Consider the following 21,594-nt stretch of genomic DNA (forward strand, 5'->3'; position numbering starts at 1 on the left):
CCCGTCGTCAGGCGGTGGTGATGCGGACGTTGAGGTCCTCGGCCGGCGGCGACCAGCTGGCCGGGTCCGCGTCGGTCTGTTCGCCGCTGCGGATGTCCTTGACCTGGTGCTTGCCGTCGTCGTCGGTGAACCAGACGAAGGGGATGCCGCGGCGGTCCGCGAACTTGATCTGCTTGCCGAACTTCTCGGCCTTGGCGGCGACCTCGGTGGAAATCCCGCGCGCCCGCAGCTGCGCGGCAACATCCTGGGCGCCCGCCCAGCTGTCGTCGTTGTTCAACGCCACCAGCACGGCGGTCGGGACCGAACGGGACGCCGTCGCGAATTCCTGGCTGAGGATCCGGGACACCAGCCGCGTTACGCCGATGGACAGGCCGACGCCCGGGAACGTGCGGTTGCCCTTGCGGGCGAGGGCGTCGTAGCGGCCGCCGGAGCAGATGGAGCCCAGCTGCTCGTGGCCGACCAGCACGGTCTCGACGACGGTGCCGGTGTAGTAGTCCAGGCCGCGGGCGATGCTGAGGTCCGCGAGCACCTTGCCCGGAGCGCGCTGCACGGCGGCCTCAATGACCTGTTCGAGTTCGCTGAGGCCTTCCTCGAGCAGCTCGTGGCTTACGCCGAGGGCACGGACCTGTTCCACGAACGAGGTGTCTTCGGTGCGGATCTTCGCAAGGCTGAGGGCGAGTCGGGCCTGTTCGTCGCTGGCGCCGAGTTCGCTCTTGAGGAGTTCGGCGACCTTCTCTGCGCCGATCTTCTCGAGCTTGTCGATGCTGCGCAGCACCCCGGCGGTGTCTTCGAGGCCGATGCCCAGGTAGAAGCCCTCGGCCAGTTTGCGGTTGTTGACCCGCAGACGGAAGTCCGGGATCGGCAGGACACTCAGGGCTTCGGCAATCACCAGCGCGATCTCGACGTCATAGCGGAAGGGCAGTTCGCCGTCGCCGACGATGTCGATGTCCGCCTGGGTGAACTCGCGGGCGCGGCCTTCCTGCGGGCGTTCACCGCGCCAGACCTTCTGGATCTGGTAGCGGCGGAACGGGAAGGTCAGGTAACCGGCGTTCTCGACGACGTAGCGGGCGAACGGCACCGTCAGGTCGAAGTGCAGCGCAAGGGAGTGGTGGTCGCCCTTGGCGGCCCTCGATTCCTCTTCGTCCTCCTGGAGGCGGCTGAGCCCGTAGACCTCTTTATCGATCTCGCCCTTGCGCAGCAGCTGGCCGACCGTTTCGACGGCACGGGTCTCAATGGACGAAAAGCCGTGGAGTTCGAAGACGCGGCGCAGGGTGTCGAGCACGTGCAGCTCCACCAACCGCTCCTGGGGAAGCCACTCGGGGAATCCGGACAGGGAGGCGGTACGTGCCATGGTGGAATTTTCTCCTCAAAGGTTGCGCGCAGCGGGACGGACCGGGACCGGCGCCGAATCGGCAGCCGTGTCCTGCCTGCGTCCAGTCAGTCATGCATAAACTATGTGCGGCAGCCAGTTTATGCTTCCCGGTGCCCGCACATCCAATGCGGCGGGCCCGGGCGGGCCGCCGTGAATGGAAGCTGTCCAGACAAGCAGGAGGACTCTTGGCAACAAGGCCGCGCGAGACCCGTGAAGCCAAACGGCGCATCCGGCAGATGGAGGCCAAGCGCGAGCTGCGGCAAGAGCAAGGCAAACGCCGCCGCCTTGACAACATTGTCGCGGCCGCCGGCGGTGCCGCCTTCCTGGCTGCCGCCGTCGTCCTCCAGCTCACCGTGTTCAACTCCAATCCGACGGAAGCCGAATACGCCGCAGCGCAGGCCGGGCTGAAGTCGCCGACGGCAAGCCCATCGCCGTCGAACGGACCGGACATCCCCAAGCCGGAAACGGCGGCCGGCAAGACCTTCACCGGCGAACTCAAGCTCAACGGCGCCACCGTAGGTGTTTCGCTGGACGGCAAAAAGGCCCCGCAGGCCGCCGCCGTCTTCAAGTCCCTGGCCGACTCCGGCTATTACAAGGGCCTGTTCTGCCCGCGGGTCACCACCGGCAGCAGCTTCGCGGTACTGCAATGCGGCGGCACCAAGCCCACGGACACCGGTGACGACAGCGGCTACCGCTGGGGCCCCCTGGAAAACACCCCGGCGGACAACAAATACCCGGCCGGCACCATCGCCGTGGCACGCAGCGGTGACAACGCGTACGGGAACGGGCACCAGTTCTTCATCGTCTACAAAGACACCGTCATTCCGGCGGACGGCGCCGGCGGCTACACGATCGTGGGCAAGGTGACCAGCGGACTGGACGCCGTGGCGAAGATCGCCAAGGCGGGGGTCAAGGCCGGCGGATCCGGGACAGACGGCGCCCCTGTGGCAACAGTCACGATAGACTCGTTTTCCCTGAAGTAAACAGCCGGGCCACGCCGCGCGGCGCGTTACCTTAGTAATCCCTCCAAGCGAAAGACTTTTAGCGGTGACACACAGTCAGCAATCCGACGAAACTGCAGTAACGGCCAACGAAGCAGAGCAGCTCCCCGCCACGGAAACGCCAGCGCCCGAAGCCTCCGAGGCTCCGCGTCCGGCCGCCCCCTCCCCGGCGGCGTTTGCAGCCCGCCCGAAGGCCGCGCCGAGCGTCATCCCCGCGGCACCCGCTCCCGCGCCGTCCGCCGTTTCGCTGGCAGAGGCTTCCAAGTGGGGCCGTGCCGAGGAGGACGGCCACGTCTTCCTGACCATCGACGGCGTGGAACAGCCGGTGGGCCAGTACCCCGGAGTGAGCCGCGAAGAGGCCCTGGGCTACTTCGCGCGGAAGTTCGAGGACATCCTGGCACAGGTCGTGCTGCTGGAACACCGCGTCGAATCCAAGGCCCCGGCCACGGACATGCAGAAGACCGTGAACCACCTGCGCGAGCAGCTTGCCGAACGCAACATGGTGGGCGACATCCGCTCCGCAGAGGCGCGGCTCGACACCCTGACTGCGCAGATCGCCGAGCTCGAACAGTCCGAGAAGGCGGCGCACGAGGCCGCCCGCACGGCTGAACTCGCCGCCCGCGAAGCCATCGTCGCGGAAGCGGAGGCCATTTCCGGCCAGGACCCGGCCCAGGTGCAGTGGAAGACGTCCAGCGCCCGCATGAATGAGCTTTTCGAAAGCTGGAAGACGGCCCAGAAGAACGGCATCCGCCTCGGCCGCAGCAACGAAGATGCCCTGTGGAAGCGGTTCCGTGCAGCCCGCACCTTGTTCGACCGCCACCGTCGCGCCTACTTCTCCCAGCTGGACAGCACCAACTCCGCAGCCAAGGTGGCCAAGGAGAAGCTGATAGCAGAGGCCGAGGCGCTGTCCGATTCGACTGACTGGGGCTACACCGCAGGCGAATACCGCCGCCTGATGGACCAGTGGAAAGCCACTCCGCGCGCCAGCCGGAAGGACGACGACGCCCTCTGGCTCCGCTTCCGCGCCGCCCAGGACGTCTTCTTCAGCAAGCGCCAGGCCGCCAATGAGGAAATCGACCAGCAGTACGCGGCGAACCTCGTGGTCAAGGAAGAACTGATCGCCGAGGCACAGGCCCTGCTGCCGATCTCCGACCTGGCCGCGGCCAAGAAGGCCCTGCAGTCCATCCGTGATCGCTGGGACGAGGCCGGCAAGGTTCCGCGCGCAGACATGGGCCGCATCGAAGCGGGCCTCCGCAAGGTGGAAGACGCCGTGCGCGACGCTGAGGACGACAAGTGGCGCCGAAGCAACCCGGAGACCAAGGCACGCACCAACAGCGCCCTGGCCCAGCTTGAAGCCGCCATTGCCGGATTGCAGGAAGATCTGGCCAAGGCTGAGAAGTCCGGGGACGCCCGCGGCATCAAGGAAGCCCGCGAAGCGCTTGAGGCCCGCCAAGCCTGGCTCGACCAGATCCAGCGCTCGGCCAGCGACCTCGGCTAAGGCCCCGAACCGCCTGATCACCGTACCGCTTCGACAGGCCCGGTTCCGGTTATCCACATAACCGGAACCGGGCCTGTACGCGTTAAGCCCGCCGGGCCATGATGGCTCAATGAGCGCGCCAACGCCGACGGATCCGGGACCCCAGTTCCAGGAACTGTACTTCCCCAACGATGTGTTCAGTCACGCCGAGCTGCAGTCCATGGCGTTCGACGGCGTCCTGCAGCCGCTGTACGGCGAGAGCTTCACGGCACCCGGCGTCAGTGCGACGCCGCGGCTACGGGCCCGGGCGGCCGGCCTGGTGGTGCCGGAGAACATCCGGCGGAAGGTGGTTGCCGGGCGCATGACGGCAGCCTGGATCTTCGGCTGCGGAACCGTCCCCGAGCGCCTCTCGCTGCTGGTGGATGCCAAGCACCGGGTCTCCAGCCTCCGTTCAACGCGCGGCTGTATCCTGCACGAAGTCCGGCTCGGGCCCATGGATGTGGTCAGCATCGGCGGCCTCCTGGTCACCAGCCCGCTGCGCACCGCCGTCGATGTTGCACTCCATGTCGAGGCCGAGCGCGCCGTCCCCGCGCTGCGGGCGCTGCTGGACAAGACTGAACTGGGAATCCGTTTGCGCCTGCTCGTCCTCGCCGTAGAGGCCACTCCAAGGGTGCCGCACAAGAAGGCCGCCCTGGCAAAGCTGGCCCTGCTGTCGACATGTGCGGCATGAGCGCCGCCGCGCGGTCCTAGCTGCGGCGCCGGTTGCCTGTGGTCCGGTAGACGTCGAAGACGCCGTCGATCCTGCGGACCGCGCTGAGGACGTGGTGGAGGTACTTCGGGTCGCCCATTTCGAAGGCAAAACGGGAAATCGCCACGCGGTCGCTCGAGGTATGCACGGATGCGGCCAGGATGTTGACGTGGTTGTCCGAGAGTACGCGGGTAACATCGGACAGCAGCGACTTCCTGTCGAGTGCTTCCACCTGGATTTCCACGAGGAACACGCTGGACTGGGTCGGCGCCCACTCCACTTCCACGATCCGGTCCGGTTCGTCCCTGAGCCCGGCCACGTTAGTACAGTCGGTGCGGTGCACGGAGACGCCCGAGCCACGGGTCACGAAGCCGAGAATGGGATCGGGCGGCACCGGCGTACAACAGCGTGCCAGCTTCACCCAGACGTCGCCCACGCCGCGGACGATGACGCCGGAATCCGAATAGCGGGCCTTGGCAACCTGGGTGGGGACGCTGACTTCGTCCAGTTCCTCATCCGGCGATTCCTGCCCGCCAAGATGCTCCATGAGCTTTTCCATGACGGACTGGGCCGAGGTGTGGCCGTCACCCACTCCGGCGTACAGGCCGGAGATGTCCACGTAATGGAAGTCCTCAGCCACGGTGGACAAGGCGTCATGGGTCATGAGCCGCTGAAGCGGCAGGTTCTGCTTCCGCATCGCGCGGGTGAGGAGGTCCTTGCCGCGTTCAATCGCTTCCTCGCGGCGTTCCTTGCTGAACCATTGGCGGATCTTGTTGCGCGCACGGGCGCTCTTGACGAAATGCTGCCAGTCCTGGCTGGGGCCAGCCCCTTCGGCCTTGGAGGTGAAGATCTCCACCCAGTCGCCGTGATTGAGTTCGCTGTTGAGTGGTACAAGCTTGCCGTTCACACGTGCGCCGATGGTCCGGTGGCCCACCTCGGTGTGGACGGCGTAGGCGAAGTCCACGGGAGTCGAGCCCGCCGGGAGCGCCATGACCTCGCCCTTGGGGGTGAACACGAACACTTCGCGGGCGTTGATTTCGAAGCGCAGCGAGTCAAGGAACTCGCCCGGGTCGGAGGTTTCCTGCTGCCAGTCAACCAGGGAGCGCAGCCAGCCCATGTCGCCGTCGCGGGGGCTGCCGGGTCCGACGGCGGTCCGGTTGGGCTGGTCTTTGTACTTCCAGTGCGCGGCGACGCCATATTCGGCGCGGCGGTGCATCTCGTGCGTGCGGATCTGGATTTCCACGGGCTTGCCGCCGGGGCCAATGACCGTCGTGTGCAGCGACTGGTACATGTTGAACTTCGGCATCGCGATGTAGTCCTTGAACCGGCCGGGCAGCGGGTTCCAGCGCGCGTGCAACGTGCCAAGTGCCGCGTAACAGTCCCGGACGGTGTCGACCAGGACGCGCACGCCCATGAGGTCGTTGATGTCGTCGAAGTCCTTATCGCGGACCACCATCTTCTGGTAGATGGAGTAGTAGTGCTTGGGCCGGCCGGTGATGGTGGCCTTGATTTTCGCCAGGCGCAGGTCGTCGGCAATCTGGTTGCGGATGACGCTGAGGCTCTTCTCGCGTTCCGGGGTACGGTCCCCCACCATGCGGACGATTTCCTCGTACACCTTGGGGTACAGGGCCGCGAAAGACAGGTCCTCGAGCTCCCACTTGATGGTGTTCATGCCGAGGCGGTGGGCCAGCGGCGCGAAGATTTCGAGGGTTTCGCGGGCCTTCCGGGAGGAAGACTCGGCGGAGACGAACCGCCAGGTGCGCGCATTGTGCAGGCGGTCAGCGAGCTTGATCATCAGGACCCGGATATCCTTGGCCATCGCGACGACCATCTTGCGGACGGTCTCTGACTGGGCGGCGTCGCCGAACTGGACCTTGTCCAGCTTGGTCACGCCGTCCACCAGCATCGCGACTTCCGGTCCGAAATCCCGGGTGAGGTCGCCCAGGGTGTAGGGGGTGTCTTCAACCGTGTCGTGGAGCAGGGCCGCCGCGAGGGTGGTTCCGGTCATGCCGAGCTCGGCCAGGATGGTGGCGACGGCCACCGGGTGGGTGATGTAGGGATCGCCGCTCTTGCGCTTCTGGCCTTGGTGGCTGCGTTCGGCCACCGCGAAGGCCCGCTGGATGAGGTCGAAGTCTTCCTTGGGGTTGTTCGCACGCACGGTCCGCAGGAGGGGTTCGAGGATCGGCGAGTAAGTGGCGACGCCGCGGCCGGTCAGCCGCGCGAGCCGGGACCGCGTTCGTTCGCGCCGGCCGGGGAAGGTCGGACGGATACCGAAGCTGTCCACAGGCACGCCGCCTGCGGTACCTGCCGACAGCGCCGAGGCAGCCCCGGAGGCACGGTCCAAGCCGTTCTCCCCGCCTGCCGGTGGCGCCGACGTCGTACGTTCCTCCACAGATGTCCCCTCACGAACGAATTAATTAACCCAGTCTATTCCTGCCTGGGCATCCATCGGGAACCGCCGGCAACATGACGGAAACGCCAAGGGCCGGCCACCGCGGCATGCGGTGGCCGGCCCTTCAATGAAGGGGAAGGCTCAGGCGGTGGCGGGCTCGCTTTCGGACGCTGATGCGTCCGCACGGCGGGACGCGACCTTCTTGGCCTGCTTGACCAGCTCCGGTTCGTTTTGGCGCAGCCAGGCGTACAGCGGCGCGGCGATGAAGATCGTGGCTGCCGTACCGATCAGGATGCCGACGAACAGGGCCAGAGACAGGTCCCGCAGCGTGCCTGCCCCCAGCAGGCCGGCACCGATGAACAGGATCGCGGCAACCGGCAGGACGGCAACCATCATGGTGTTGATTGAACGGACCAGGGTCTGGTTCACCGCGAGGTTCACTTCCCCGGCGAAGGTCCGCCGCGTGGACGTGGTGATGTCCGAGGTGTTTTCGCGGATCTTGTCGAAGACCACCACGGTGTCGTACAGGGAGTAGCTCAGCACCGTGAGGAAACCGATGATCGCCGACGGCGTGACCTCGAAGTCACTGGCCGAGTACACCCCGGCGGTGATGACCATGGTCACCACCATGCCAGCCAGGGCGGAGACGGACATCTTCCAGGTTCGGAAGTACAAGGCCATCAGGACGGCCGCGAGGCCGACGAACACCGCGAGGCCGATCAGTGCCTGCTTGGTGACGTCCTGGCCCCAGGTGGGACCGATGAAGGTCGACGTGACCTCGTTGTCCGTGACGCCGTACGCGGAGGTCAGGCCTTCCTTGATCCGCAGGGTTTCGTCGTCGCTGAGCTTGTCGGTCTGGATCCGCATGGTGTTGCCGGCGACGTTGGCCACGCGAGGCACGGCACCGGCAACGACGGCGTGCACGGCTTTCTCGCCGAGCGTCGAGTCGGTGGTCTTCACATTCGAGACGGTGAATTCGGAGCCGCCGCGGAATTCGATGCCGAGGTTGAAACCGCCCTTGACCGCCGGGAGGAAGATGGACACGGCCATCGCGACGACGGCCACCAGGAACCAGATCTTCTTGGCTCCAACGAAGTCATAGGAGCGTTTCCCGGTGTAGAGCTCGTTGCCGAAGCGTGCAAAGCTGCTGGTCATTACTTGCCTTCCTTGGTTCCGCTGGAAGAACGGCTGCCCTTCGAAGATCCGGACAGTTCGCCCTGCTTCTCGGCGAGGCGGCGTTCGGCAATGGTCATGCGGCGCTCGGCTTCGGCGGCCGCGCCGGTGTTGCGCGGGCGCACCACGGCGGGCTTCTCAGTGGGTGTACGGAGCCGTCCGGCACCCCGGTACAGCGGGACGGCGCCGAGCCGGGCCGGGTCCAGGCCGGAGAAGCGGTGGCCTTCGCCGAAGAACTTCGTGCGGGCCAGCACCTGCAGGGTGGGGTGGGTGAACATGAAGACCACGAGGAGGTCGGCCAGGGCCGTCAGGCCGAGCGTGAACGCGAAGCCGCGGACGTTGCCGACAGCCACGAAGTACAGCACGAGCGCAGCCAGGAGGTTGACCGCCTTCGACGCCAGGACCGTACGCTTGGCGCGCTTCCAGCCGTTCTCGACGGCGGAAACCAGGCCCTTGCCTTCGCGCAGTTCGTCGCGGATGCGTTCGAAGTAGACGATGAACGAGTCCGCCGTCTGGCCGATGGCGACGATAAGGCCCGCGACGCCTGCGAGGGAAAGCCGGTAGTTCTCGGTCCAGCCGAGGATCGCGATGGCGAGATAGGTCAGGCCGCCGGCCACCACGAGCGAGGCAATGGTAACGAAGCCAAGCGCCCGGTACTGGAAGAGGGAGTACACCACCACGAGCAGGAGGCCGATGATGCCGGCCAGCAGGCCCAGGCGCAACTGCTCGCCGCCGAGGGTTGCCGAAATCTGCTCTTCGGACTGGATGTCGAAGCTGATGGGCAGGGCACCGTAGCGCAGCTGGTCGGACAGCGCCTTGGCGGTCTGTTCGGTGAAGTTGCCGGTGATCTGCGGGCGGCCGTCGGTGATGACGGCGAGCGAGCGGGGTGCGGAAATGACCTGGTCGTCCAGGACGATTGCGAACTGGGCCTTGGGGTCGTTGCCGCCCTGGGCCTGGGATGCCACGTAGTACTGGTTGAGGCGCTCGGTGACCGACTTGAAGGTCTTGGTTGCGGCCTCGTTGAAGGTGATGTTCACGCCCCAGTCGTTGGTAACGGAACCCTGGGCGCCTTGGACCGGGCTGAAGGTCGAAGACGTGATGTCCTGTCCCTTCACCTCCACCGGGCCGAGGATGTACTTGACGGCCGGGGACTGGGCAGTGGCCGGTTCACACGTGACCAGCGGCTTGGCCGGGTCGGAACGCTCCTGCTTGTCCTGGGACCGGTTGACACAGTCCAGTGCTTCGAAGGCCTTGTAGACGTCGGCCGTGACCCAGTTGTTGTCGCTGGCGTTGGTGGGCTTCGCCGTGGGCTTGGGCAGGTCGGCTTCCTTCGTCCGGGACGCCACGGGAACGGCGGCGCCGTCCCCTGCCGCGATGACCGGGCGGAAGTTCATGTCGGCAGAAGCCTGGATCAGGGCGCGGGTTTCCTTGGAGGGCGTCCCCGGAAGGCTGACTACCACGTTGCGCCCGGACTGGGTGCTGATTTCGGCTTCGGCGACGCCGGAACCGTCCACGCGCTGGCGGATGATCGCCACGGCCTGGTTCAGTTGGTCCTCGTTGATTTCCGATGAGCCTTCCACCTTGGGCGCCAGGATCATCTGGGTGCCGCCCTCGAGGTCCAGTGCGAGCTTCGGAGCCCAACTTGCGTGGCCCGCGATGACGCCGCCGCCAAGGACAGCGGTCAGCGCAGCGAAAATTGCGACAAGCCAGATCAGCACCCTGCGGGCTGGGTTCTTGCGGCCGGTTCGTGCCATGTTCGATCTTCCTGTAGTGACGGAGCTACCGCCGGCCGTCACTTGTAAGCGCCGGCCGACGGCAGGTCATTGCCTTGGGAACGTGTCCGCCCTGAAGAGGCGCAGGACTAGTTGTCCTTCTTGTCCTCACCGTTGAGGCGCTTGATGGACTCTTCCGGGGTCTCCGCGGGATCCACCACGGGACCGGCCTGAGCCTCCTCGAGGGAAGAAGCGTCATCCGGGACCTCGACGGAGGCAGCCTCGGGGGCTTCGATGACCTTGGTCACGGCCTGGCGGTGCACGGTGGCGAGGTTTCCGGGGGACAGTTCGAGGACCACCTTGTTCTCGGCGTCATCCATCGACACGATGCGGCCGAACAGCCCGAAGCTGGTCATGACGTCCACGCCCGGGGCGAACTGCGACTGCAGCTTGGCCTGCTGCTCACGCGTCTTCTTGTTGCGGCGGAACATCATGAAGATGAAGACGCCAAGAAGGACAAACAGCAGAATGTTCATTACATCCACGAGGAAGTTCCATTTCTTTGCATACGTTGTGGTTCACGGCATCGTTCCCCTGGTGGATCCGGCAAGCGGAGAAATCCCCCGACAGGCTGGACAATGCGCGCCGGTTGGCGGGCATGACTCCATGGGCTCGAACGTGCCGAGCGTCATACCAGTCTAGGGGGAAAAGCTGGGAGCAGGGTTACAAACCGGATTCGATACGCTGCTCCGCGTCGTCTTCCTCGCCGAAAAGTTCCAGCGGGTCCTGCCCGAATACGCCCGCCGGCACGGCATAGCCAAGATGCGTCCAGGCCGGGGCCAGGGCGATCCTCCCCCGCGGGGTCCGGCCCAGGAGTCCCTCCCGTACCAGGAAGGGCTCGGCCACGGTTTCCACGGTCTCGGGTTCTTCGCCGACGGCGATGGCCAGCGTGGAGAGCCCCACCGGGCCGCCGTTGAACTTGGTGATGAGGGCATCGAGGACCGAGCGGTCCAGGCGGTCCAGCCCCCGCTGGTCCACCTCGTACATGTCCAGGGCAGCGGACGCGGCGCGGGCATCGATCTGTTCGACACCATGCACCAGCGCCCAGTCCCGGACGCGCCGGAGCAGGCGGTTGGCAATACGGGGCGTTCCGCGCGAACGGCCGGCGATTTCGCGGAATCCTGCCGAGTTCACTTTCAGCTCGAGCAGTCCGGCCGAACGGCGGAGCACCAACTCCAACTCCTCCACCGAATAGAACTCCAGGTGCCCGGTGAAACCGAAGCGGTCACGCAGCGGACCGGGCAGGAGGCCCGCGCGGGTGGTGGCGCCCACCAAGGTGAAGGGCGGCAGCTCCAGCGGAATGGCCGTGGCACCAGCGCCCTTGCCCACCACGATATCCACACGGAAGTCCTCCATGGCCATGTAGAGCATTTCCTCCGCGGGCCGGGACATCCGGTGGATTTCATCGAGGAACAGGACCTCGCCCTCGGACAAGGAGGACAGGATCGCGGCGAGGTCACCCGCGTGCTGGATGGCCGGGCCGCTGCTGATCCGCAGGGGAACGTTCATCTCCGCGGCGATGATCATCGACAGCGTGGTCTTGCCGAGGCCGGGCGGGCCGGAGAGCAGCACATGGTCCGCGCTGCGGCCGCGCATGCGGGAGGCCTCCAACACCAGGGCCAGCTGCTTGCGCACGCGGTGCTGTCCCACGAAATCGTGCAGGTTCTTCGGACGGAGGGCTGCCTCGATGATCCGCTCTTCCGGTTCCTCGCCGCCGGAGACAAGGGAGGCTTCAGCCACGGCTGCCTACCCTGTTCCCGGCCCGTGCGCCGTCCTGGCCGAGCCAGCGCAGCGTGGCGCGGAGGATCTGGGCGACGTCGCCGGCCTGCGCGAGATCCGGCGAATCGGCCATCGCTTTGTCGATGCTGCCGCCTGCGTCCTTTTCGGACCAGCCGAGGCTGGTCATCGCCGCCACAACCTGCGGCTTCCAGTCGGCCTGGGAGACTGCCGCCTTCACGGGAGCCGGCCCCGTGCCGTGCGGCACCAGCTTTCCGGACAGTTCCAGGACGATCCGGCCAGCCACCTTCGGGCCGATGCCGGGAACCTTGGTGAACGCCTTGCCATCCCCGCTGTGCGCGGCCACGCGGATCGTCTCGGGGTCGTGGACCGCAAGGACCGCAAGGGCCAGCCGCGGCCCGACCCCGCTGACACTGAGCAGGACCTCGAAAACCTCGCGTTCGTCGTCGTCGGCGAATGCGAAAAGGGTCAGCGAGTCTTCCCTGACGATGAGGGAGGTGAACAGCTTCGCTTCCTCGCCGACGTGAAGGCCGCTGAGGGTCTGCGGCGTGGCGAACACGGCCATTCCGGCGCCGTTGAGGTCGATGACCGCAGTGGACAGACCCACGTGCGCCACCGTTCCGCGAAGAAAACTGATCAAAGCCGGCTCCTGAACTGAACTGCGTCAACTGAAGTCAAGCTGACTATCCGAACATATCTACGAATACCCTAGCAAGGGCCAGCGACATTCAGCGGCCGCGGCGCGCTTTGGCTTCGGCCTCGGCCCAGGCGCGCTGGGCCGGTGTCAGGGCGCTGCTGCCCGGACCTGTGGTGGCCGCGGCGGCCCCGCTCCCCGCCCGCCAGGCGTGCGTCACAGCCAGCGCGAGGGCGTCTGCGGCATCGGCGGGACGCGGCGGTGCGTCAAGGCGCAGGATCTTGGTGATCAGCTTGGTGACGGCGTCCTTGTTGGCACCGCCACTGCCGGTGACAGCGGCCTTCACTTCCGACGGCGTGTGCAGCGCCACCGGGATGCCGCGGCGCGCGGCGGCAGCAATCACGACGCCGGACGCCTGGGCCACGCCCATCACCGTGCTGACGTTGAGCTGCGAGAAGACGCGTTCCACCGCCATCACGTCCGGCTTGTACAGGTCGAGCCACTCATCGATCGCCTCGGCGATCACGAGCAGGCGGCGGTCCAGCGTCTCCTCCGGGGACGTCCCCACTACCCCCACGGCGACCATGGTCGCCCGGCGGTTCCGTTCGACGTCGACAACCCCGATGCCGCAACGGGTAAGGCCCGGATCGACTCCCAATACGCGAAGAGTCAAGTCCGGGCCTTCCTGTTGCTTTGTGCTGGAGCTCCCAGCTTATTCGGCGTCGAGGGCCGCTTGGACCTCATCGCTCATGTCGGCGTTCGTGTAGACGTTCTGCACGTCGTCGAGTTCTTCGAGCGCGTCGACGAGCTTCAGGAACTTCTTGGCGCCGTCGAGGTCGAGCTGGACCTCCATGGACGGCACGAATTCGGCTTCGTCGCTTTCATACTCGATGCCGGCCTCGGTCAGGGCATCCCGGATGGCCTGGAGGTCACCGGGCTCGGAGTGGACTTCCCAGTTCTCGCCGCTGTCCTTGACTTCCTCGGCGCCGGCGTCCAGCACGGCCATGAGGATGTCGTCTTCGCCCAGGCCGTTCTTCGGCAGGCTGACGACGCCCTTGCGGGTGAAGAGGTAGCTCACGGAACCGGGGTCGGCGATGGTGCCGCCGTTGCGCGAAATCGCAAGGCGGACTTCGGAGGCCGCACGGTTCTTGTTGTCCGTCAGGCACTCGATGAGCAGCGCCGAACCCTGCGGTCCGCGGGCTTCGTACATGATCTCGGTGTAGTCGACGACTTCACCGGTGAGGCCGGCACCGCGCTTGATGGCGCGGTCAATGTTGTCGTTGGGCACCGAGGTCTTCTTGGCCTTGGTGACGGCCAGTTCCAGGCCCGGGTTTCCGGCCAGGTCCGGGCCGCCCATGCGGGCGGCGACTTCGATGTTCTTGATCAGCTTGGCGAACGACTTTGCACGCTTGGCGTCAATGACGGCTTTCTTGTGCTTGGTGGTCGCCCATTTGGAGTGGCCTGACATGCTCTTACGCTTCTCCTCTGATCATTCGAATGAAAAGTTCGTGGATGCGCTTCTCGCCCGTCACTTCCGGGTGGAAGGAGGTGGCCAGCAAATTGCCGGAGCGCACGGCAACAATTCTAGCCAACCCGTGCAAAGTATCCGTGTGGCGGGCCTTGTCCGGCTCCACCTGGGCCAGGATTTCGACCTCCGGACCCACCCGTTCCACCCACGGGCCGCGGATGAACACGGCGTGCACCGGGTCCACGCCGGCCTCGCCCGCGCTGAAATCCAGGCCTTTGAAATCCAGGTCCGTTTCGAAGGATTCGCGCTGCCGGCCGAAGGCGTTGCGGCGGACCGTGATGTCCAAGCCGCCGAAGCTTTGCTGTGGCCGGCCTTCGAGGTCCTTGGCCGGGTCCGCGATCTCGTTGGCCAGCAGGATCATGCCGGCGCAGGAACCGTATACCGGCATTCCGGCGGCAATCCGCTCCTTGATGGGTTCGGCGAGTTCAAAGATGCGGGCAAGCTTGTCGATGGTGGTCGATTCCCCGCCGGGAATCACCAAGCCGTCGACGGCGGCCAGTTCCGATGGGCGGCGGACGCCGATGGCGCGCGCGCCCACGGCTTCGAGGGCGTGGAGGTGTTCGCGCACGTCGCCCTGCAGCGCGAGCACACCGACCAGCGGGGAGGAAATCTGCGGATTGTTCACCAGAACATTCTAGGGGTGGAGGGCGCGCGGGCCGGCGCCCGCAAGGCCCGCCGACGGTCAGCAAGTAGCATTGACAAGGATTCAGAGGACGATTGAAGAGGTAGGCACTATGTGCGGAATCGCCGGTTACCACGGTTTTGGGGAAGACGAGACTCTGCTGAAGGTCATGAATGACTGCATCGAGCATCGCGGCCCCGACGGCGAGGGCTACTTCACCGAAGGGAACGTGGGGCTCGCCCACCGCCGGCTGTCCATCATCGACGTCGCGCACGGCCAGGAACCGATGATCAGCGCCGACGGTGACACCGTGCTGGTCTACAACGGCGAGGTCTACAACTACCTGGAGCTCCGCGCCGAACTCGAAGGCCTGGGCCGCGCCTTCCGCACCCAGTCGGACACCGAAGTGGTGCTGCAGTCCTACGAGCAGTGGGGCACGGAGGCGTTCGACCGCTTCAACGGCATGTTCGGCCTGGCCATCCTCGACAAGAAGAAGAATGTCACGGTGCTGGCCCGCGACCACTTCGGCATCAAGCCCGTTTACTGGGCCAACGCCGGCACGGACGAGGCTCCGAAGATCATCTTCGCTTCCGAAATCAAGCCCCTGCTGCAGAGCGGCAAGATCGAGCGCAAGCCCAACGAGCGCATCCTCTACCGCTACCTGCAGTACCGCATCCACGATGATTCCGCGGAAACCTTCTTCGACGGCGTGTTCAAGCTGCAGCCCGGCGAGATGATGACCATCGACAACGCCACGGGCAAGTACAGCATCAGCGCCTTCACCCGCCTGCGCGAAGAACTCGAGGAACTCTCCAAGGTCAACCGCCCCTACACTCCCGAGGTCACCGAGGAGTACCGGACCCGCTTCACCGAGGCCATCCGCATGCGCCTGAAGTCCGAGGTTCCGCTGGGCTCGGCCCTCTCGGGCGGACTGGATTCCTCCGCCGTTGTGGTGACGATCAACAAGCTCATGCAGGAGAAGGCCGAGGCAACGGATTCCCTGGGCGCCAAGCAGAACACCTTCAGCGCGGTCTTCCCGAACTCGATCAACGACGAAGAGCACTACGCCGACGCCGCGATCGCCAAGTGCAGCGGCAACATCCAGGCCCACAAGATCCTGCCGACGCCGGATGGATTTGCCGCGGACCTGGACGACTTCGTCCGCACCATGGAGGAGCCCATCATCTCCTCGGGCCCGTATGCGCAGTACTGCGTGATGAAGGAAGCCTCAAAGCACGTAACGGTCTTGCTGGATGGTCAGGGCGCGGACGAGATGATGGCAGGGTATATCCCCTATTACTTCGCGTACCTGCGCCAGCTCAAGGCCAAGGGCGACTACAAGACCCTCCTGAAGGAAGCCACGTCCTCCCTGGACATCTTCTACCGCCTGGGCCGCTTCCGCCTGCAGGGCAAGCTGACCGCCAAGAAGACCGTGGCCATGTCCTCCTTGCTGAACAAGGGCTTCACCGGCCGTTTCAAGGGCGAAAGCTTCAGCAACATCCCGGACAACATGAAGCTGCGCCTGATCGACGACCTCTTCCACAAGTCGCTGCCCTCGCTGCTGCGCTACGAGGACAAGAACACCATGCGCTTCTCCCTGGAAGGCCGTGTGCCGTTCCTGGACAAGGAAGTGGTCAAGTTCCTGTTCAGCCTGTCCGACGAAGCCATCATCAAGGGTGGCTGGAACAAGCGGATCCTGCGCGACGCCACCCGTGGCCTGCTGCCGGAGAAGATCAGCAACCGCCGGAACAAGATCGGCTTCACTACGCCCGAAGCCGAATGGTTCAAGCTGATGAAGGAGCGCCTGTACAAGATCTTCATGTCCAACTCCTTCGCTGAGCGCCCGTACTGGAACCGCGAGGCCGTCCTGACGGCATTCGAGGAGTACCTCAACGACAAGAACGACGCCGACACCATGATTTTCTGGCGCCTGCTGAACGTCGAGCTGTGGTTCCGCGAGTTCATCGACACCAACGAGGCTCCGTCGGACGTGAAGGAGAACAAGAGCGACTACGAGGCGAACCCCGGCAAGGAACTCGACATCACGGTTCCGGAAGCCGTGGGCGGCGAGACCTTCCGGCGCTATCCGTTGCAGACCGGCGTGTTCAAGCGCGAAACGGACCTTGATCCTGAGGTCCTCTCCTACGTGAACCGCTTCTTCGAGGGCCTGGACACCGCCGACGAAGCAACCCGCAAGGCCGTCGCCTCGGCCCCGTGGTACCTGCTAGTGAGCGAGAAGATCGTGGCCATCACCCAAGGCCGCTCCTTCCCGGTGTGGGAAATCAAGGTCACCCCGGCCGCCCGCGTGCTGAGCAAGTTCGTCAAGCGGACCCCTGCGGGCATCGGCCTGGGCAGCCCCTGGTCCATGCAGATCGCCATCAACGAGGTGGGCCTGCCCCTGATCGTGAAGGCTGCTGCCGCGAGCGTCGTCGGCAAACTTCAGGGCAAGAGCGGCGTGTTCTACGACGTGGTCGGCCACAACATCAACGCGATCGACGGCGCCACTCCGTACAGCCTTGGCTCCTCCGCAAACTCCGTGAAGCTGGCCCCGAAGGATCCTGAGGCTGTCGCGCGCCGGATCAGCGCCCTGGTCCGCGAGCGGGTCCCCGCAGAGTACGCCGCGAACTTCGCCGGAACGTCCATCATGGACGCGAACGACCTCGGCGTGGTGGCCATGGGCCATGACACCGACCTGCCGAAGGAAACCATCCAGGCCATCTTCAAGGACAACCCGCAGGGCCAGGGCGCCCAGGCAACGCCGATGTCCCTGGTGTTCAAGCAGAACTAGCCGCCGGGCCTCCAGGCTTTCCGATCGCGCTGGGCCAGCCGGCCCATGAGCCTGGAGGCGCGGAGCTGCCGCGCGGCCTTGGGTGCCCGCAGGCGCGAGTACCTCCCAAGCAGCCCGACGACGTCGGTGTCCGGTCCCGCAGCCCCGCCCGCCAAGGCGCTTCGCACCAGTGCGGTCAGCGCGGCGGCGTCCTCGAGGCCGGCGCCGGCGCCCTGCCCGAGATCGGGCGTCATGGCGTGTGCCGCATCTCCGGCAAGCGCCACGCGCCCGCGGTGGAACGCGTGCAGGGGCCTGGCAAGGTCGTAGAGATCGTGCCGCAATACCTCGGCTTCGTCCGTGCCGGCGATCAGGGTCCGCGCTGCCGGGTACCACGACGCAAATTCCCGTTCCGCCGCTTCCTTTTCCGAGGCCAGACCGTCGGCGGCCGCCGTCCGGCCTTCGTCCTTGGTGGCGACGGCGAACCAGTAGACCCGGCCATCCGCCAAGGGCACGGTGCCGAAGCGCTGGCGGCTGCCCCAGTCTTCGCCCGCCGTACCGCCGGTGTCCGCGGGGCCGCGGGTCACTCCGCGCCAGGCTGTGTATCCGGCGTACCGCAGGCCCGGGTCCAGCGACAGGAACCGCCGGGTCGTGCTGCGCAAGCCGTCAGCTGCCACCACAAGGTCCCAGGAACTCTGCTGCCCGTCGGCGGCGGTGAGCACGGCACGGCGGAGCTTGTCGCCGTCGTCGTCCACGGTGACCGCCGTGTCCCAGTGGATGGGAATCCCGCGGCAGGATTCCAGCAGGAACTCCCGCAGCGCGCTGCGGTGGAACATCCGCACCTGGGGGCGCGCCCACGCAGGGAAGGACAGCGCCACCTTTCCATCGGGCCGGCGCATGACGGTCCGGATTCCGGCGCCGGGCCCGTGGGGCAACTGCTCGTAGCCGTCCAGCAGGCCAATGGTGCGCATGGCCGCTCGTGAGTTCGGGAACAGCGAGATCCCGGCCCCGGGCACCGCGTCCCGTGAAGAGCGTTCGAAGACTTCGACGGCGGCCCCCGCCTTGGCGAGCCCGGCGGCCGTCGCGAGCCCGGCGATCCCGCCACCGATGACCGCAATGCTCATTGCGGCCCTTTCCGTGGAGCTTTCCCGCATAGGGCCAATTGTTGCATCCCTGCGGACATGCCTTGTGAGCTGCGCCTCACTCGTGAAAGTGTTGCTTCATGGCTACTTCCAGCAACCCCCTGCTAACCCCCAGCGACCTTCCTTACCAGTTGCCGCCGTTCGCAGCGATCGAAGACGAGCACTACACGGACGCCATCGACGCCGGGCTGGCCGGTCAGCTTGCCGAGATCGAGGCGATCATTTCGAATCCCGGGCCGGCCGACTTCGCGAACACTGCTGCCGCGATGGAACGCTCCGGCCAGTTGCTGGGCCGTGCCGTGAACTCCTTCTTCACCTTGGTTTCGGCTGACGCCACCGAATCCATCCGGGAACTCGAAACGGCGCTTATGCCCAAGCTGACGGCGCACCGGGACGCGATCTACCTCAACAGAGCGCTCTACGAACGTTTCGCCGCGATCGATACCGCCGGACTCGACGCCGAGTCGCGGCGCCTGGTGGACGAATACCTGCGCGAGTTCAGGCAGTCCGGAATCCAGCTGGACCCGGCGGACCAGGACCGGCTCCGAAAGCTCAACGCGGAGCTTTCGCGCCTCGGCACGGAGTTCGGCCAGCGGACCAAGGAAGCGATGAAGGCGGGCGCGGTCCTCGTCGAAGCTGCCGCGGAACTGGCGGGCCTCCCTGAAGACGACATCGCCAGCGCCGCCGAGGCAGCGCGCGCGGCGGGCCACGAGGGGAAATACCTACTGACGCTGATCCAGCCGAGCAACCAGGCAGCGATGTCCTCGCTCGAAAACCGGGAGCTGCGGCGGCGTCTGTATGAGGCGTCCATCGGCAGGGGCACCGACGGCGGCCCGCTGGACGTCCGGGAGCTGGTCCTGGCCCTGGCCCGCCTGCGCGCGGAGAAGGCGGCCCTGCTGGGCTTCGCGAACTACGCCGAACTGGTGGTCGAGCGGCAGACCGCACCGGACTACCCCGCCGTCGAAAACATGTTGAACCGCCTGGCACCGGCCGCGGTTCGTAACGCCGACGCCGAAGCCGCAGCGCTGGCGGAAAGCGCCGGGCATCCGCTGGAGGCCTGGGACTGGGCTTTCTACTCCGCCAAGGTGAGGCGCGAACGGTACGAGGTGGACGAGCAGGCCCTTCGGCCGTATTTCGAACTGGACCGCGTGCTCACGGACGGGGTCTTCTTCGCGGCGAACAAGCTCTATGGCCTGGGCTTCCGGGAACGCGGTGATCTTGCCGGGTATCACCCGGATGTGCGGGCCTGGGAGGTCTTCGATGCCGACGGCACCGGCCTGGGCCTGTTCCTCGGCGACTACTACGCCAGGGATACCAAGCGCGGCGGGGCCTGGATGAATTCACTGGTGGAACAGTCGGTTCTCCTGGACGCCAAGCCGGTGGTGATCAACACCCTGAACATCTCCAAACCGCCGGCCGGGGATGCAACCCTGCTGACCCTCGACGAAGTCCGCACGGTGTTCCACGAGTTCGGCCACGCGCTGCACGGGCTGCTCTCCAAGGTCACGTACCCGCGGTTCTCCGGGCCGGAAGTCCCGCGGGACTTCGTGGAGTACCCCTCGCAGGTGAACGAAATGTGGATCATGTGGCCGGAGGTGCTGGCCAACTACGCCCGCCATTACCGCACCGGCGAGCAGCTCCCCCACGAAACCGTCAGCCGACTTGAGGATTCCCGGCTCTGGGGCGAGGGATTCGCCACCACGGAGTACCTCGGAGCCGCGCTGCTGGATCTGGCGTGGCATGTGCTCGACGATTCCGGCATCCCCGAGGACGTCCTCGACTTCGAAGCCAAGGCCCTCGCGTCTGCCGGCGTGGCGCACGCCCTGATTCCGCCGCGCTACCGCACGGGGTACTTCCAGCACATCTTCGCGGGCGACGGCTACTCGGCGGGTTACTACTCCTACATCTGGAGCGAGGTCCTGGACGCGGACACGGTCGAATGGTTCAAGGAGAACGGCGGCCTCACCCGTGCCAACGGCGACACCTTCCGCGCCGAACTGCTCTCGCGAGGAAACAGCCGCGACCCCCTGGATTCCTTCCGCGCCTTCCGGGGCCGCGATGCGGAGCTGGAACCCCTGCTAAAGCGCCGCGGTCTGGAATAGCCCCATCGACTGCTCCGTATACGTCGTTTTGGACGTACAACACCTATGGAGCAAATCGATCCGGAAACAACGACGGCGGCGGGTCACCAACACAGGTGACCCGCCGCCGTCGTGGTTGTTGCTGGAAGCCGGAGGACTACCAGCCGCGCTCAGCCAAGCGGTGCGGCTGGGGGATCTCGTCGACGTTGATGCCGACCATGGCTTCGCCCAGGCCGCGGGAGACCTTGGCGATGACGTCCGGGTCGTCGTAGAAGGTGGTGGCCTTTACGACGGCGGCGGCGCGCTGGGCCGGGTTGCCGGACTTGAAGATGCCCGAGCCGACGAACACGCCGTCAGCGCCGAGCTGCATCATCATGGCGGCGTCTGCCGGGGTGGCGATGCCGCCGGCGGTGAAGAGCACCACGGGGAGCTTGCCGGTGGCGGCAACTTCCTTGACCAGTTCGTAAGGGGCCTGCAGTTCCTTGGCGGCAACGTACAGTTCGTCTTCGGGCAGGGCCGAGAGCTTGGCGATTTCCGCACGGATCTGGCGCATGTGGCCAGTGGCGTTGGAAACGTCGCCGGTGCCGGCCTCGCCCTTGGAACGGATCATCGCAGCACCTTCGTTGATGCGGCGCAGGGCCTCACCGAGGTTGGTGGCACCGCAGACGAAGGGAACAGTGAAGTTCCACTTGTCGATGTGGTTGATGTAATCGGCCGGGGTCAGGACCTCGGACTCGTCGATGTAGTCGACACCCAGGGACTGCAGGACCTGGGCCTCGACGAAGTGGCCGATGCGGGCCTTGGCCATCACCGGGATGGACACGGCCTCGATGATCTGATCGATCATGTCGGGATCGGACATGCGGGACACGCCGCCCTGGGCGCGGATGTCAGCGGGAACACGTTCAAGGGCCATCACGGCAACAGCACCGGCATCTTCGGCGATGCGGGCCTGTTCGACGTTGACAACGTCCATGATGACGCCGCCCTTGAGCATCTCAGCCATGCCCCGCTTCACGCGGCTGCTGCCCGTCACGGACGCTGCGGACGAGCCGGCTTCGTTGCTTACATCAGGTGTAGACACAAAAACCCCTATGGGTAGATAGAAGACCTTCTGCCCGGGCGCATGCGGACGGGAGCCACTCGAAGCG

The 21,594-nt window shown here is 66.0% G+C and carries 17 protein-coding genes; 5 read left to right on the forward strand and 12 right to left on the reverse strand.

Translation table 11 applies throughout. The features are described from left to right. Positions 1 to 7 precede the first annotated feature (7 nt). Complete coding sequence (hisS, locus tag ACN9M4_RS11080; protein WP_426297840.1) at positions 8 to 1,351, reverse strand: histidine--tRNA ligase; 1,344 nt, start codon at positions 1,349 to 1,351, stop codon at positions 8 to 10. Positions 1,352 to 1,557: 206 nt separating this feature from the next. Between hisS and ACN9M4_RS11085 the strand changes: the two genes are divergently transcribed. From ACN9M4_RS11085 to ACN9M4_RS11095, 3 genes are all read left to right on the forward strand, one after another. After that, entirely contained in the window at positions 1,558 to 2,355 is a 798-nt protein-coding gene (locus ACN9M4_RS11085) for a peptidylprolyl isomerase (RefSeq protein WP_426297842.1), read from the forward strand. Positions 2,356 to 2,419: 64 nt separating this feature from the next. Continuing rightward, complete coding sequence (locus ACN9M4_RS11090) at positions 2,420 to 3,871, forward strand: DUF349 domain-containing protein (protein ID WP_426297844.1); 1,452 nt, start codon at positions 2,420 to 2,422, stop codon at positions 3,869 to 3,871. A gap of 109 nt (positions 3,872 to 3,980) precedes the next feature. Then, the gene (locus ACN9M4_RS11095) at positions 3,981 to 4,580 is read left to right on the forward strand and encodes a hypothetical protein (protein WP_426297846.1); all 600 of its coding nucleotides are present in this window, start codon (positions 3,981 to 3,983) and stop codon (positions 4,578 to 4,580) included. Positions 4,581 to 4,596: 16 nt separating this feature from the next. Here ACN9M4_RS11095 and ACN9M4_RS11100 read toward each other — a convergent pair whose 3' ends face one another. From ACN9M4_RS11100 to pdxT, 9 genes are all read right to left on the reverse strand, one after another. Next, positions 4,597 to 6,990, reverse strand: a complete 2,394-nt coding sequence (locus ACN9M4_RS11100) for a RelA/SpoT family protein (protein WP_426297848.1) — start codon at positions 6,988 to 6,990, stop codon at positions 4,597 to 4,599. A gap of 141 nt (positions 6,991 to 7,131) precedes the next feature. After that, a complete protein-coding gene (secF, locus tag ACN9M4_RS11105) occupies positions 7,132 to 8,145 on the reverse strand; it encodes a protein translocase subunit SecF (RefSeq protein WP_426297850.1) in 1,014 nt (337 codons plus the stop codon). Next, complete coding sequence (gene secD / locus ACN9M4_RS11110; protein WP_426297852.1) at positions 8,145 to 9,917, reverse strand: protein translocase subunit SecD; 1,773 nt, start codon at positions 9,915 to 9,917, stop codon at positions 8,145 to 8,147. Before secD ends, secF begins: the two co-directional genes overlap by 1 nt. Positions 9,918 to 10,024: 107 nt before the next feature. Beyond that, a complete protein-coding gene (yajC, locus tag ACN9M4_RS11115) occupies positions 10,025 to 10,411 on the reverse strand; it encodes a preprotein translocase subunit YajC (RefSeq protein ID WP_426297854.1) in 387 nt (128 codons plus the stop codon). A 187-nt stretch (positions 10,412 to 10,598) separates the two neighbouring features. Next, entirely contained in the window at positions 10,599 to 11,675 is a 1,077-nt protein-coding gene (gene ruvB / locus ACN9M4_RS11120; protein WP_426297856.1) for a Holliday junction branch migration DNA helicase RuvB, read from the reverse strand. Then, positions 11,668 to 12,312: a Holliday junction branch migration protein RuvA gene (gene ruvA, locus ACN9M4_RS11125; protein ID WP_426297858.1), complete on the reverse strand. Its 645-nt coding sequence runs from the start codon at positions 12,310 to 12,312 to the stop codon at positions 11,668 to 11,670. The genes ruvB and ruvA overlap by 8 nt, the downstream gene beginning before the upstream one ends. 88 nt (positions 12,313 to 12,400) lie before the next feature. After that, a complete protein-coding gene (gene ruvC / locus ACN9M4_RS11130) occupies positions 12,401 to 12,979 on the reverse strand; it encodes a crossover junction endodeoxyribonuclease RuvC (RefSeq protein ID WP_426297860.1) in 579 nt (192 codons plus the stop codon). Positions 12,980 to 13,018: 39 nt separating this feature from the next. After that, a complete protein-coding gene (locus ACN9M4_RS11135; RefSeq protein WP_426297862.1) occupies positions 13,019 to 13,774 on the reverse strand; it encodes a YebC/PmpR family DNA-binding transcriptional regulator in 756 nt (251 codons plus the stop codon). Between the two features lie 4 nt (positions 13,775 to 13,778). Continuing rightward, a complete protein-coding gene (gene pdxT, locus ACN9M4_RS11140; RefSeq protein WP_426297864.1) occupies positions 13,779 to 14,459 on the reverse strand; it encodes a pyridoxal 5'-phosphate synthase glutaminase subunit PdxT in 681 nt (226 codons plus the stop codon). 109 nt (positions 14,460 to 14,568) lie between these two features. On the opposite strand from pdxT, the gene asnB reads away from it, so the two are divergent. Beyond that, entirely contained in the window at positions 14,569 to 17,244 is a 2,676-nt protein-coding gene (gene asnB / locus ACN9M4_RS11145; protein ID WP_426297866.1) for an asparagine synthase (glutamine-hydrolyzing), read from the forward strand. Here the strand turns inward: asnB and ACN9M4_RS11150 are convergent. Beyond that, positions 17,241 to 18,344, reverse strand: coding sequence for an FAD-dependent monooxygenase (locus ACN9M4_RS11150; RefSeq protein ID WP_426297868.1), 1,104 nt, complete (start codon positions 18,342 to 18,344; stop codon positions 17,241 to 17,243). The two genes, asnB and ACN9M4_RS11150, sit on opposite strands and share 4 nt — an antisense overlap. A gap of 98 nt (positions 18,345 to 18,442) precedes the next feature. Between ACN9M4_RS11150 and ACN9M4_RS11155 the strand changes: the two genes are divergently transcribed. After that, positions 18,443 to 20,464 (forward strand): M3 family metallopeptidase, encoded by a 2,022-nt coding sequence (locus ACN9M4_RS11155; protein ID WP_426297870.1) that lies wholly within the window; start codon positions 18,443 to 18,445, stop codon positions 20,462 to 20,464. Between the two features lie 136 nt (positions 20,465 to 20,600). Here the strand turns inward: ACN9M4_RS11155 and pdxS are convergent, their stop codons facing one another. Further along, a complete protein-coding gene (pdxS, locus tag ACN9M4_RS11160; RefSeq protein WP_074590850.1) occupies positions 20,601 to 21,527 on the reverse strand; it encodes a pyridoxal 5'-phosphate synthase lyase subunit PdxS in 927 nt (308 codons plus the stop codon). Between the last annotated feature and the right edge of the window lie 67 nt (positions 21,528 to 21,594).

The sequence above is a fragment of the Arthrobacter sp. R-11 genome, from assembly GCF_049913155.1.
Taxonomy (GTDB): Bacteria; Actinomycetota; Actinomycetes; order Actinomycetales; family Micrococcaceae; genus Arthrobacter.